The organism is Hymenobacter lucidus, from assembly GCF_020447265.1.
Classification (GTDB): domain Bacteria; phylum Bacteroidota; class Bacteroidia; order Cytophagales; family Hymenobacteraceae; genus Hymenobacter; species Hymenobacter lucidus.
Genome location: NZ_JAJADR010000003.1, coordinates 618,919 through 631,868, shown reverse-complemented (window position 1 = coordinate 631,868; position 12,950 = coordinate 618,919). Strand labels below are relative to the sequence as shown.

General features: G+C 61.5%; 10 protein-coding genes. 6 read left to right on the top strand and 4 right to left on the bottom strand.

Annotated elements, in window-relative coordinates; translation table 11 throughout:
- Window positions 1-13: 13 nt before the first annotated feature.
- From menD to LGH74_RS13955, 3 genes are all read right to left on the bottom strand, one after another.
- The gene (gene menD, locus LGH74_RS13965) at window positions 14-1,924 is read right to left on the bottom strand and encodes a 2-succinyl-5-enolpyruvyl-6-hydroxy-3-cyclohexene-1-carboxylic-acid synthase (RefSeq protein WP_226176604.1); all 1,911 of its coding nucleotides are present in this window, start codon (window positions 1,922-1,924) and stop codon (window positions 14-16) included.
- Between the two features lie 108 nt (window positions 1,925-2,032).
- Entirely contained in the window at window positions 2,033-3,265 is a 1,233-nt protein-coding gene (locus LGH74_RS13960) for a chorismate-binding protein (RefSeq protein ID WP_226176603.1), read from the bottom strand.
- On the bottom strand, window positions 3,262-3,705 hold the full coding sequence (locus tag LGH74_RS13955) for a hotdog fold thioesterase (RefSeq protein WP_226176602.1): 444 nt from the start codon (window positions 3,703-3,705) through the stop codon (window positions 3,262-3,264). Before LGH74_RS13955 ends, LGH74_RS13960 begins: the two co-directional genes overlap by 4 nt.
- Before the next feature lie 78 nt (window positions 3,706-3,783).
- On the opposite strand from LGH74_RS13955, the gene LGH74_RS13950 reads away from it, so the two are divergent.
- The 6 genes from LGH74_RS13950 (at window position 3,784) to LGH74_RS13925 (ending at window position 11,967) form a co-directional block, all read left to right on the top strand.
- Window positions 3,784-4,407 (top strand): histidine phosphatase family protein, encoded by a 624-nt coding sequence (locus LGH74_RS13950; protein WP_226176601.1) that lies wholly within the window; start codon window positions 3,784-3,786, stop codon window positions 4,405-4,407.
- 326 nt (window positions 4,408-4,733) lie between these two features.
- The gene (locus tag LGH74_RS13945) at window positions 4,734-6,488 is read left to right on the top strand and encodes a pyruvate dehydrogenase complex dihydrolipoamide acetyltransferase (protein ID WP_226176600.1); all 1,755 of its coding nucleotides are present in this window, start codon (window positions 4,734-4,736) and stop codon (window positions 6,486-6,488) included.
- A 157-nt stretch (window positions 6,489-6,645) separates the two neighbouring features.
- Entirely contained in the window at window positions 6,646-9,204 is a 2,559-nt protein-coding gene (locus tag LGH74_RS13940; RefSeq protein ID WP_226176599.1) for a TonB-dependent receptor, read from the top strand.
- 147 nt (window positions 9,205-9,351) lie between these two features.
- Window positions 9,352-9,888 carry an ATP-dependent protease subunit HslV gene (gene hslV / locus LGH74_RS13935; protein ID WP_226176598.1) on the top strand — a complete coding sequence of 179 codons (537 nt, stop codon included), beginning with the start codon at window positions 9,352-9,354 and terminating at the stop codon, window positions 9,886-9,888.
- A gap of 30 nt (window positions 9,889-9,918) precedes the next feature.
- On the top strand, window positions 9,919-10,791 hold the full coding sequence (locus LGH74_RS13930; protein WP_226176597.1) for an alpha/beta hydrolase: 873 nt from the start codon (window positions 9,919-9,921) through the stop codon (window positions 10,789-10,791).
- A gap of 204 nt (window positions 10,792-10,995) precedes the next feature.
- Entirely contained in the window at window positions 10,996-11,967 is a 972-nt protein-coding gene (locus LGH74_RS13925) for a deoxyhypusine synthase family protein (protein ID WP_226176596.1), read from the top strand.
- Window positions 11,968-12,047: 80 nt separating this feature from the next.
- Here the strand turns inward: LGH74_RS13925 and LGH74_RS13920 are convergent, their stop codons facing one another.
- Complete coding sequence (locus LGH74_RS13920) at window positions 12,048-12,806, bottom strand: hypothetical protein (RefSeq protein ID WP_226176595.1); 759 nt, start codon at window positions 12,804-12,806, stop codon at window positions 12,048-12,050.
- Between the last annotated feature and the right edge of the window lie 144 nt (window positions 12,807-12,950).

The following is a 12,950-nucleotide window of genomic DNA, read 5'->3' as shown; positions in this document are numbered from 1 at the left end:
TTAGCAACAACGGTTAGACGAATGCTGTTTTTACTGCTTTACGGTATTCTTCGAAGAAAGCGGCGTTAGTGACGCTGTTGGTGGTTATTTCCAGCAGCGCCGCGCCGCTTACGGGTGCAAAGAAAGCGGATAGCGCCAACTTGAGCTCGGCAAAGGTGCCAGCCGTGAAATAGCGCAGACCGAAGTCGCGGGCGGTATTCTCGGCCGTGAGCGGCTGGCGGGTTTCAAACAGCTCCTCCAGCTCCGGCTGCTGGCGGGGCCCGTCGATAAGCCGGAAAATACCGCCCGCGTGGTTGTTGAACAGCACCACCCGTAGGTTGGGCATGGGGTAGTTGTGCCAAAAGGCGTTACGGTCATAAAAGAAGGCCACGTCGCCGGTAAGCAGCACCACGGGCCGTTCGGGCTGGGCCAAAGCCGCCCCCACGGCCGTACTCGTGCAGCCGTCGATGCCGCTGGTGCCCCGGTTGGCAAATACTTCTACCCGGCGGTTTTCCGGAATGCCCAGAATGTTGACGTAGCGCACTGCCATGCTATTGGCTAGGTGCAGCGCTGTACCATCTTCGAGGTGGCGCAGCGTGTGGTGAAAGGCCGTGAATTCGTTGAACGGCTGGTCGGGCCGGCCGATGAATTCCTCCAGGAAGCCCTTGGCCCAACCGTCGGCCTTGTGCCAGGGCGTGGCGTAGCTAACTTTCTCGGCAGCATTTTCCTCTGACAGTGCCCAGCCAGCTTTCGGCCACGTGAGGCGCACCGGCCCGGCTTCGTTGGATGAGTCAGGAATGGAGCCTAGGTCGAAGTCGCCCAGGGAAGCCGCGGCGGCTTCGGCCGGTGGGCCTTGGGCCTCGGCCGTATCTTCGGCCGATACCAGCCCGCCGAACATAGCGTAATCAGTAGATACCAGCTGCTTGAAAAAGGTGGTGGGCTCCAGGCGAATGATGCGCGTGAGCGACTTGAACGTATCAGCTACCGGGCCGGCGGCCTGCACGTGCCAGTGCTGGGCCGGCGCCGATTCGCGCAGGTATAGCTTCAGGCTCTTGGAGATGAGCGACTGGCCGAAGGTAATGAGCAAATCGGGCCGCAGAGCTTCTTTCAGCCCCGGCTCCGGCACGGCCATGAATACGTCGTGGTGGCTGATAGGTGCCGAGCGCAGGTCGTAGGTAGCGCCCACGGGCTGGTGCAGGTTGGCAATAGCGTCGCCGACGACGGGCACCTGCCAGGCGGCCGTAAACTGGCGTAGCGCCAGCAGCAGCGCGTCGTCGGGGTGGTGTTGGCCGGCTACTACCAGTACCCGGGGAGTGGCGCGCAGCGTGCGGCGCAGGGCCACGAATTCGGGACTGGGCAGGCGGGGCACGCCGGCTGTTTCCCGGATTACGCGCACCGCCTCGAAGCGCAGCTCTTCGCCGGCTTTGGGGTAGAACGGCTCCCGCAGCGGCACATTCACCTGCACTGGCCCGGCTGGAAACTGCTGGGCCAGGTTGATGGCTTCCGAAACGATGCGGGCCGCGTGCCACTGGGCATCGGCGTGCGAGGTATCGGCGGGAAAGGTGAAGGTACCTTTAGCATGGGCGCCGTACAAATCGGCCTGGCGGATGGTCTGCCCGTCGAGCTGGTCAATCCACTCCGGGGGCCGGTCGGCGGTGAAGACGACCAGCGGAATTTGCTGAAAATAGGCTTCGGCCACGGCCGGGGCGTAGTTCAGCCCGGCAGTGCCCGAGGTGCAGACTAGCGCCACTGCCCGCCGCTGGCTTTGCGCCAGCCCCAGCCCGATAAACGCCGCCGCCCGTTCGTCGGGCACCGTGCGCACCGTAATGCCGGGGTGACGGGCAAAGGAAATAGTGAGCGGTGCGCACCGGGAGCCCGGCGACAACACCACGTCCGTAATGCCCAGTTGGGCACAGATTTCGGCAATATTATAGACAGCCTGCATGGTGTGAGTTAGTGATTTAGTGACTTAGTGAGTTTGATGTTCTGGTGGCACAGACCGTGCAAGCAGTGCACGGCACACGACAACTCACCAGTTCACTATCTCACTATTTCACCGCAAGATGGCCCCAATGGTGCTTAGTTTCATTTCGGTTTCCTGCCATTCGCGCTCCGGGTCGGAGTCGACGGTGAGGCCGGTGCCCGCGTAGAGAACGGCTTCGTGGGGGTGAAGTTGCAGGCAGCGCAAATTCACGAATAACCGCGAAACGCCGGCCTGCGGCAGGTTTACGGGTCCCAAAAAGCCGCTGTAGTAGGCTCGGTCGTAGCCTTCGTGCGCCAGCAGAAAGTTGAGGGCTGCCTGGCGTGGCATGCCGCCCACGGCCGATGTGGGGTGGAGCAGGCGCAGCATATCAGTGCCCAGCGTAGGGAATGGTACCTGGCGCAGGTTCACGGCGAAGTCGGTGCGTAGGTGCAGCAGCTGGCCCGCTACCACGGTGCGGGGGCCGGTTTCGTCGTATTCGCGCAGCCGCAGCTGCTTAAAGCAGCTCACGATGTAGCGCGCCACTAGGGCTTGCTCCTCAATTTCTTTTTGCCGCCAGATGGCGTGCTGCGGCAGCGCGCCGGGTGCCAGCGGCTGGGTGCCGGCCAGGGCCATGGTCCGGAAAACGCCGTTCTCGTCGATTTCGGCCAGCACTTCCGGCGAGGCGCCCAGCCAGGTGCCCGCGCCCGGCGCACTCACCAACGACACGAAAGCGCGCGGGTAGCGGGAACAGAGCGCCCCAAAAGCTCGCAGCGCATCAAAGCCTTCGGGCAATGGCCGCCGCGCCGCCCGCGACGATACTACCTTCACCACTTGTCCGCTTTTGATGGCCGCTACGCCGGTTTCAACCAGCCGGAAATACTCATCCTGGGAGGTAGTGTGCGGTACGGGCTGGGTGCTCAAGTGCCAGGGCAGCGGGTCGGGGTCGTTGGCGTGCTCGGTGGCCAGAAACGCCAGCAGCTGACTGGCCCGGCTGTCAGTCGAGTCGAGGTGGAGCTGGTCGGGGGCTACGGCGTGCCAATAGATGTCGGCGGGCAGAAACAGGGCCGGGTTGTGGTCGGAGTCGCGGAAGGGGAAAAAGGCGAAGCCAGCCGGTGCCTCGGGCGTAAGGGCGGGTGGCAGGCCTGTCAGGGCCGAATCGGCCGACAGGCTCAGGCACAATTGGGCGTGCTCGGTGCCGGGCAGGCGCCACACGGCCACTGGCAGTTGCTGCTGCAACGCAAAAGTGAGCAGCTGCTGGAGCTGCTCGGGCAGCGCCGGCACCGTGCCGGGCCAGGCCACTATTCGCGGCAACGGCTGGCTCATGCCTTTTTCTCGCTGCTGGCGGGCAGGTCGATGACGGCCATAGTGATGCGGCTGATGCACACCAGCACGCCGGTTTCCTCGTGGGTAATGCGGATTTCCCAGACCTGAGTGCTGCGGCCCACGTGAATAGCCGTGGCCCGGCCCACCACCCAGCCCGAGTGCACGCCTTTCAAGTGATTCGCGTTGATTTCCAGCCCCACACAGGCTTTTTTGCGTACGTCAACCTGTAGTGCTGCCCCGATGCTGCCCAGCGTTTCGGCCAGGGCCACCGACGCGCCGCCGTGCAGCAGGCCCATTGGCTGGTGGGTGCGGTGGTCGACGGGCATGCGGCCTACCAGCAGCTGGTCGCCTACTTCAGTGATTTCAATACCAAGGTGTTCGCCCAGCGTATTGCGGCACCAAGCATTGAGCTGGGCCAGGTCGGCGGTAGGGTGTGACATGCGCTACGAATGGAATTAAACGGATTCAGGCCTCGGAAAGCAGTACTTTCGGGGCCAAACAACAAAGCTAGCGGGAAAGTGAGCGTCAAAAAAATATACCTCATCCGACACGGGCAGACCGATTTCAACGTGGCCGGCATCGTGCAGGGCTCGGGCGTCGATTCGGATCTGAACGAGGCCGGCCACCGGCAGGCAGCCCGCTTTTTCGCGGCCTATCAGCACCTGCCCTTCGACAAGGTGTACACCTCTACGCTAAAGCGCACCCATCAGTCGGTGCGCGGCTTCCTGAACCTGCCGCTGCCCCACGAAGAGCACAGCGGCCTCAACGAGATTAGCTGGGGCGTGCGCGAAGGGATGCGCATCACGCCCGAGGAAGACGAGGAATACAACGGCGTGCTGCAACAGTGGAAACGGGGCGAAACCCACGCCCGCCTGCTCGGGGGCGAAAGTCCGGATGAGGTAGCGGCCCGGCAGCGCCCATTTATTGAACTGCTGCGCAGCCGCCCCGAGGAAGAAACCGTACTGGTGTGCATGCACGGTCGGGCCATGCGCGTAATGCTCTGCCAGCTGCTGAACTACCCGCTCAGCGCTATGGATGCCTTCGAGCACCGCAACCTGTGCCTCTACAAGCTGCACTATACCGGCAGCCTGTTTTCCGTGAGTAGCTTTCTGGACGTGGCCCACTTGCAGGATTGCCCGTAGGCTGAGAGGAAAAGAACGTCCTGTCGACCAGCGGGAGACATCTCGCGGGCAATGGTAATTAAATAGCATTGCAACCTCAGCACGCGAGATTCCTCGGCAAGCTCGGAATGACGGTCACCACAGTATCAGCCGAAAAGCACAATTTTAGTGAGCAACCACTGCCTTGAAGTAAGCCCTTACGCAGGAGCAATTTCCTCGCAGTCTGCCTGGTACTGGCCAGGGCGAAAATTCGCTGACGGACTGATGCGGCAGGCTAATGCGTTATAGTTTGCACCCGAATATTTTCGGGCTAATTTTGACCCTACACAATACAAGCGAAGACGCAGATGGCCGAAATCATAAAAATGCCCAAAATGAGCGACACCATGACCGAAGGAGTCATTGCGGCGTGGCTCAAAAAGGTGGGTGATAAAGTCAAATCCGGGGATATCCTGGCCGAAGTTGAAACCGACAAGGCCACCATGGAGCTGGAAAACTACGAAGACGGCACCCTGCTCTACATTGGTCCCAAAGAAACCGAAGCCGTACCCGTGGATGGCGTACTGGCCATCGTGGGCAAGGAAGGCGAAGATATTTCCGTGCTGCTGAGCCAGATTCAAGGTGGTGGCGCCCCGGCCGCGGCTCCCGCGCCGAAAGCCGAGGAAGCTCCCGCTCCGGCTCCGGCAGCTGCCGCCCCGGCACCTGCGCCTGCCCCGGTTGCCGCCGCTCCGGCCGCAGCCCCCGCCGCTGCCGCCCCCGCTGGCAATGGCAAAAAGGCTACCGTTATCCGGATGCCGAAAATGAGCGACACAATGACGGAAGGCACCATTGCCTCCTGGCAGAAGAAAGTGGGCGACAAAGTGAAATCCGGCGACGTTCTGGCCGAAGTCGAAACCGACAAGGCGACGATGGAGCTGGAAAACTACGACGACGGTACGCTGCTCTACATCGGCCCTAAAGAGGGCGAGGCAGTTGTTGTAGACGGTATTCTGGCCATCATCGGCGAAGAAGGAGCCGACATTCAGGCCCTGCTCGGCGGCCAGTCGGGTGGTGCAGCCACGCCGGCCGCGGCTCCCGCTCCCACTGAAGCTTCTCCGGCTACTTCGGCCGCGCCAGCCGCTGCGCCGGTTGCTGCCGCTGCCGCGCCCCAAGCTGCTACTACTACCGGTGGCCGACTGTTTGCCTCGCCGCTGGCTAAGAGTATTGCCCGCGAAAAAGGCATTGATCTGAACACCATCAAAGGCTCGGGCGAAAATGGCCGTATCGTGTCGCGCGACCTGGAAAGCGCCCAGCCCGGCACTGCCCCTGCCGCGCAGCCCGCTGCCGCTCCGGCTCCGGAAGCCGCCCCAGCTGCTACCCCGCAGGCAGCGGTGCCGGCTCCCGCCGCTGCTCCGGCTGCTCCCGCTGCTCAGCCCGCCGAGGGCACCTACACTGACACGCCGGTGTCGCAGATGCGCAAGGTTATTGCCCGCCGCCTCTCGGAAAGCCTCTTCACGGCCCCGCATTTCTATCTGACGATGGAAATCCTGATGGACCGCGCCATGGAGGTTCGCACCCAGCTCAACACCCTCTCGCCGGTGAAGCTCAGCTTCAACGACCTCGTTATCAAGGCTGCTGCCGTAGCTCTGAAGCAACATCCGGCCGTCAACTCCTCGTGGCTCGGCGACAAGATCCGCCAGAACAAGGTGGTCAACATCGGCGTGGCCGTGGCCGTGGATGAAGGCCTGCTGGTGCCCGTGGTGCGCAACGCCGACGGCAAAGGCCTCGCCACCATTGCTACCGAAGTGAAAGAGCTGGCCGGCAAAGCCAAATCGAAGAAGCTGCAGCCCGCCGAGTGGGAGGGCAGCACCTTCACCATCTCCAACCTGGGCATGTTCGGCATCGAGGAATTCACCGCCATCATCAACCCGCCGGATGCCTGCATCCTGGCCGTGGGCGGCATCAAGCAGACGGCCGTGGTACGCGACGGTGCGTTGGCTATCGGCAACGTGATGAAAGTAACGCTGAGCTGCGACCACCGCGTGGTGGACGGTGCTACCGGCGCGGCTTTCCTCCAGACGCTGAAAGCCCTGCTGGAAGACCCGATGAAAATGCTTATCTGATAACGGCAGCCTGCCTTTATTGTCAGTAACAAAAAAACCAGCCCCGACCGGCTGGTTTTTTTGTTGACCGCCTTTATTTATTACAAAAGGCCTATACTTGCCGTAGGAGCGGTATTGCAGACCATACCGCTCGGGTATTCACTATTTAAAGCGGAGTATGCGGAATAATGTACTTGTAGTAGCCATGTGCCTGACCAGCGCTACGGCCTGGGCCCAAAGCCAAACCCTGAGTGGCCGGGTGACGGACGCTGCCGGCCGGGCCGTCATTGGGGCTACGGTAGTGGAAAAAGGCACCAACAACGGCACGGCTACCGATAATAACGGGCAGTTTACGCTGTCGTCGCGCACCACTAGCCCACGTCTTGTTATCAGCTCCATTGGCTTTGCCACGCAGGAAATTGTGCCCACCGGCGGCACGATGGATGTTAAGCTGACGGAGGCCACCACCAGCCTGGGTACGGTGCAGGTAGTAGGCTCGCGCAGCCAAAACCGCTCCGTCACCGACTCGCCTTCGCCAGTCGACATCATCGATTTGCGGGAGGTGACCACCAAAACCGGCCAGCTCGACGTGAACCAGCTGCTGCAATTCGTGGCGCCTTCTTTTAACTCCAACCGCCAGACCGGCTCCGACGGCGCCGACCACGTGGACCCGGCTTCCCTGCGCGGCCTCGGCCCCGACCAGACGCTGGTACTCGTGAACGGTAAGCGCCAGCACCAGTCGGCCTTGGTGAACCTGTTTGGCTCGCGGGGCCGCGGCAACACCGGCACCGATTTGAACGTCATTCCGGCCGCCAGCATCGAGCGAATCGAGATTCTGCGCGACGGGGCGGCGGCCCAGTACGGCTCCGACGCTATTGCCGGCGTGATTAACATCGTGCTCAAAAGCTCGGTGAAGGAGCTCACGGCCAGCGTGAACTACGGTGCCTACGACGCTCAATACCGCCGCGACGATAAGAACCTCGACGGCGGCAACTTCAACGCCAACCTCAACTACGGCATCGGGCTGGGTGAGCAGGGTAGCTTTATCAACGCCACTGTCGACTTCAACCAGCGCCAGCACACCCAGCGCGCCGCCGTGCCCAATGCCGACGGTCTGGCCCGCCGCGAATACGGCGACCCGAAAGTATCGAACACCTCGGCCTACCTGAACTCCAAGTTTGCCCTCGGCGACAAAGCCCACATCTACGTTTTTGGCGGTGCCAATAAGCGGCGGGGCGACGCCTACGCCTGGACGCGCTTTGCCGACGACGACCGGAACGTGCCCGCTATTTACCCCAACGGCTTCGACCCGGTAATTACCAGCGACATCTGGGATGCCTCGGCCGTGGCCGGCGTGCGGTTTGCGCTGGGCGAAACCGAACTGGATTTGAGCAACAACTTCGGCTCCAACCGCTTCGAGTACGGCGTAGAAAACTCGCTGAACGCCACGCTGGGCGCCAGCTCGCCTACCACCTTCGACGCGGGCGGCTTCCAGCTGAAGCAGGATGTGGTGAGCCTGGGCCTGACGCGCAACTACAGAACCGTGCTGCAGGGCCTGAATCTGGCGGCCGGAGCGGAATGGCGGCGCGAGTGGTATTCGCTGTTTGCCGGGGAGCGGAATTCCTGGGATACCTTCAGCGTGAACCCTGATGCGGCGCCCGGCTCCCAAGGCTTTCCCGGCTTCCAGCCCAAAGACGAAATTAAGGCCAAGCGCGACAATTTTGGCGCCTACGTGGATGCCGAACTGAGCTTTACGCCGCAGTGGCTGCTGGCCGCCGCCCTGCGCTTTGAGAACTACACCGACTTCGGCAGCACGCTCAACTACAAGGTATCGACGCGCTACAACCTGACGGAGTTTCTCACGCTGCGCGGTACCTACAGCACCGGTTTCCGCGCCCCGTCGCTGGCCCAGATCAACTTCAACTCCACCTTCACCAACTTCATCGGCGGTGACCCGGTGGAAGTGCTGCTGGCCCGCAACAACAGCGCCGTAACCCAGAAGCTGGGCATTCCGAGTCTGAAGCAGGAAACCTCCAACAGTGCCAACGTGGGCCTGACCAGCCGTATCGGCTCCTCGCTCAGTCTCACCCTGGACGGCTACTACATTAAGGTGAAAGACCGGGTGGTGCTCACCAGCCAGTTTAGCTCCGACGACCCGGTGATTGGGGAAGACCTGCTGGCGTTGAACGTTGGGCAGGCCCAGTTCTTTGCCAATGCCGCCGATACCCGCTCCCTGGGCCTCGACGTAGTGCTGAACCACACCGCTACGCTGGGTGTAGCCGGCCGCCTGAACTCGACGCTGGCCGCCAACTTCAACCAGCTGCGTATCGACCGGGTGCAGACCTCGGGCCGCCTGGCCGGACGCGAGGAGGAGTTTTTTGGAGCCCGGGAGCAAGCCTTTGTAAAAGCCTCCGCGCCGCCGTCCAAAATTAACCTAACCTTTGATTACAAGGTGAGCAAGTGGGGCGCGCTACTGCGCTTCGTGCGCTTCGATAAGGTGCAGCTCATCGACTGGAACGGCGACCCGATGAACTACCAGAAGCGCATCACCACCGATCTGACCCTAAGCTACTCCCTCAACGACCATATCCAGCTGGCCGTGGGCAGCACCAACCTGTTCAATCGGTACCCTACGCTGTTCGACCCGCAGCTCACCGAAACTGGCGGCGCCTGGGACCCGGTGCAGATGGGCGCGAATGGTCGGTTTTACTTTGCTAAATTGCAGGCCCGTTTCTGATACGAGTTGTCAGGTATCAGCTGCTAGTTGTGGGCTGATACCTGTTTGATAGCATAGAATTGGGAGTCAGCCGTAGGTGCCTAGTGTACCAGCGGCTGACTTCTTTATTATCTGACAACTGACAACCACCACCAACTGACAACAAACATGAGAATCCGCTCTACTACCGTGCTCGGCGTGCGCCACAACGGCGAAATTGCCCTCGGCGCCGATGGCCAGGCTACCATGGATAAGCACGTGGCCAAGAGCAACGTGCGCAAGGTGCGTAAGCTCCAGGATGGCAAAGTCGTGACGGGCTTTGCCGGCTCCACGGCCGACGCCTTCATGCTGCTCGACAAATTTGAGGAAAAGCTCAACGGCTACGGCGGGCAGCTGCGCCGCGCCGCCATTGAGCTGGCCAAGGAGTGGCGCAAAGACCAGTATCTGCGCAAGCTCGAAGCCATGATGGTGGTGTGCGACAAAGATGAGCTGCTCATCATTGCCGGCAGCGGCGACGTGCTGGAGCCCGACTCCGACGTGGCCGCCATCGGCTCGGGGGCCATGTACGCCCAGGCTGCGGCTTTGGCCCTGAAGAAGCACGCGCCCCACCTCACGGCCCGCCAGATGGTGGAAGAGGCCCTGCACATTGCCGCCGACATCTGCATTTACACCAACCACAACCTGATGATTGAGCAGCCCAGCTAATCAATTCCAGCGCAACTAAATCTAGGTCTTATGGCGGGTAGAAAAGTAAAGCAGGCGGCGACGCGGCTGCTGGTGGTGCTCGGCCTGCTGCTGGGCGGCTCTCACGCGGCCTGGGCCCTCAAGCCCGACCGAGTGTACCGCTACACCCCCGATTCGCTGGGCCTGGCTTACACGGCCCGGCTGCTCAAGACGCCTGACGGCGCCTCTCTCAACACCTGGACCTACGTACCCGATGCCCAGGCCAACAAGCACGTGACCATCGTGCTGGCTTACCAGGATGCGGGCAACATGTCCAACTTCCTCTACCACGCCAAGGCCCTCAGCGCGGCCGGCTACCAGGTCGTCACGTTCGACTACCGCGGCTTCGGCCACAGCTCCGACTTCGCGCTCAATCCTAGTCAGCTCTACTACGCTGAGTTTGCCGAAGACTTGCGCACCGTCCTGAAAGCCGCCCGTCAGCAATTTCCAACTCACAGGCTGGGCGTACTGTCCCTGTCGATGGGCACTATCATTGCCTCCATGGTGGCCACCGACCAGAAGCTGGATTTCCTGATTGGGGAAGGATTTGTAACCAGCCCGGCGCAGTTTGTGGCCCGCGTGAAGCAGGCCAAGGGCAAAGACATTGTGCTGCCCGCTCAGGCCGGGCAGTACCCGGCCCTGCTACCCAAGGTAAAATGCCCCCTGCTGGTGCTGGTCGGTAGCCAGGATGCCTTTACGACCCTGGCCGACAGCCGGCAGCTCGTGCAGCAGGGGCGGCACCGGGAGCTGGTGGAGTTTGCCGGCAGCCACCTCGGCGGCTTCCCAACCCTAACCAGCAAGCCCGAGGATTTTACGACCTTTGGCGACCTGTATGTGGCCCGCATCAGCGCTTTTCTGACCAAGGAAGGAGTACTGAAAAGCTAAAACCACCGCTGACCTCGACCCGACTACCCCCTTTACCAACTCCGCATTTCTGCCCGACACGCCCCGTAGCCCCACCTTTTTTGTGAGCAACCCAGCCGCAATGGTACGCTATTCAGAATCTTGGATATAGCGCCCCGCCATTGAACGATTCCCGGTTGCTATTTGATTGTAAACCGCACACCCACTTACTGAACCTACGATTCGATGAACGTAACGAACTTCCTCAAGCACCACTACCGCCACTTCAACGCCGCTGCCCTGATTGATGCCGCCGAAGGCTACAACAAGCACCTGGCTGATGGTGGCAAGATGATGATTACCCTGGCCGGGGCCATGAGCACCGCCGAAATGGGCATCCAGCTGGCCGAACTCATTCGCCAGGACAAGGTGCAAATCATCAGCTGCACCGGTGCCAACCTGGAAGAGGATATCTTCAACTTGGTAGCCCACGACTTCTACGAGCGGGTGCCCAACTACCGCGACTTGACGGCTGCCGACGAGCAGGCCCTGCTGGAGCGCCACATGAACCGCGTAACCGATACCTGCATTCCCGAAGAGGAAGCCATGCGCCGCCTCGAGCACTCGGTTCTGAAGTTCTGGGAGCAGGCCGACAAAGCCGGCGAGCGGTACTTCCCCCACGAGTTCTTCTACCAGATCCTCAAGTCGGGCGAGCTGGAGCAGTACTACCAGATTGACCCCAAGGACAGCTGGATGCTGGCTGCTGCCGAGAAAAACCTGCCCATCATCTGTCCCGGTTGGGAAGACTCCACGCTGGGCAACATCTTCGCCGGCCACGTCATTTCGGGCGACATTAAGAACGTGCACACCGTGCGCACCGGCATCGAGTACATGATTTACCTGGCCGGCTGGTATACCGAGCAGGCTACCGACGAAAGCAAAGTGGGCTTCTTCCAGATTGGCGGCGGCATTGCCGGCGACTTCCCCATCTGCGTAGTACCTATGCTGCACCAGGACCTGGGCCGCACCAGCGTGCCGCTGTGGGGCTACTTCTGCCAGATTTCAGACTCCACCACCTCGTACGGCTCCTACTCCGGCGCCGTGCCCAACGAGAAAATCACCTGGGGCAAGCTGGGCCAGGATACGCCCAAGTTCATCATCGAGTCGGACGCTACCATCGTGGCCCCACTGGTGTTTGCCATGGTATTGGGCCAGTAATTGCTGCTTAGTATCTTGTAAAAAGCCCGCCGCTGAATGTCAGCGGCGGGCTTTTGGTTTTATCGGCTTGCGTAGGACAGTTATAGGGCCGACGTATTGATCGACAGATTCAGGCCGGGGGTGGCTGCATTGGCCCGCCGCACATACGCCTGGATACGCTCTGCCGAACCTGCGTAACTAGCCACTAGCAACAACGACCGAAAGCCCGGCGAAGTCTCTGATGGCACGGGCAGACCATTGGGGCCAATGGTAACCTGCGAGTAAGTGCCCGGCGGCAGGGTAGTGGGCGTGGCTCCCAACCGCTGCAGTGAGTCGCGCAGTACTTCTACCGACACCTGGGAGGCAGGTAAAGCCGTGGTAGCAGCGCCCCAGATAGTCTTGGCCGGCATAAAGCGCAGCTCGGGCAGCGTTACTTCCACCAGACTAGGGTCGGCGGTGCTCAGGCGCACATAGCTGCTCTGTAGTTCGAGTGTGCCGGTAGTACTGCGGCTGCCCACCCGCAGGCGCAGTGGGTAGCTGCCCTCGGGCAGGGTGGTAATATCGACGCGGGCGCGGGCCGGGCCAATGGAAGTCAGGCAGATGTCGGCTGGCTCGATGGCGCCGCTGAAGGCAAAGCTCAGCTCCGGGCCGGTGCGCTGGTAGTCGGTGCTGAGGCCATAGTTGGAGCAGGCATACTGGCCTTCATCCTGAAAGCTGAGAAACAGGGCCCGTCCCTGCGGGGTGCGGCCTTCCAGGGCCCGCAGTTGGATATGCCCGGCAATAGTGGGCTCCGCAGTCTTTTCGGTGTCGCAGCTGCTGAGCAGCGTCAGCAGGGCAAAAGCAGGGTAGATAAAACGCATACGCGGCTGTAATAGAGTGGACTGATTTTGACCTCAGGCACTGGCCCCAAGCAACAGGAGGAGCCGCCTGCCGCGTTAAAAGTTGCACCGCGGGTTTTCACTGCTGCTGAGGCCCTCACCAAAAAGCCCGGCGCTGAATTCAGC

Excerpts from the sequence above, each read along its gene's own strand:
- LGH74_RS13960 (WP_226176603.1), bottom strand. The coding sequence starts at position 3,265 with ATGAGCCAGCCGTTGCCGCGAATAGTGGCCTGGCCCGGCACGGTGCCG.
- LGH74_RS13940 (WP_226176599.1), top strand. The coding sequence starts at position 6,646 with ATGCGGAATAATGTACTTGTAGTAGCCATGTGCCTGACCAGCGCTACG.
- hslV (WP_226176598.1), top strand. The coding sequence starts at position 9,352 with ATGAGAATCCGCTCTACTACCGTGCTCGGCGTGCGCCACAACGGCGAA.
- menD (WP_226176604.1), bottom strand. The coding sequence starts at position 1,924 with ATGCAGGCTGTCTATAATATTGCCGAAATCTGTGCCCAACTGGGCATT.
- LGH74_RS13955 (WP_226176602.1), bottom strand. The coding sequence starts at position 3,705 with ATGTCACACCCTACCGCCGACCTGGCCCAGCTCAATGCTTGGTGCCGC.
- LGH74_RS13925 (WP_226176596.1), top strand. The coding sequence starts at position 10,996 with ATGAACGTAACGAACTTCCTCAAGCACCACTACCGCCACTTCAACGCC.
- LGH74_RS13930 (WP_226176597.1), top strand. The coding sequence starts at position 9,919 with ATGGCGGGTAGAAAAGTAAAGCAGGCGGCGACGCGGCTGCTGGTGGTG.
- LGH74_RS13945 (WP_226176600.1), top strand. The coding sequence starts at position 4,734 with ATGGCCGAAATCATAAAAATGCCCAAAATGAGCGACACCATGACCGAA.
- LGH74_RS13920 (WP_226176595.1), bottom strand. The coding sequence starts at position 12,806 with ATGCGTTTTATCTACCCTGCTTTTGCCCTGCTGACGCTGCTCAGCAGC.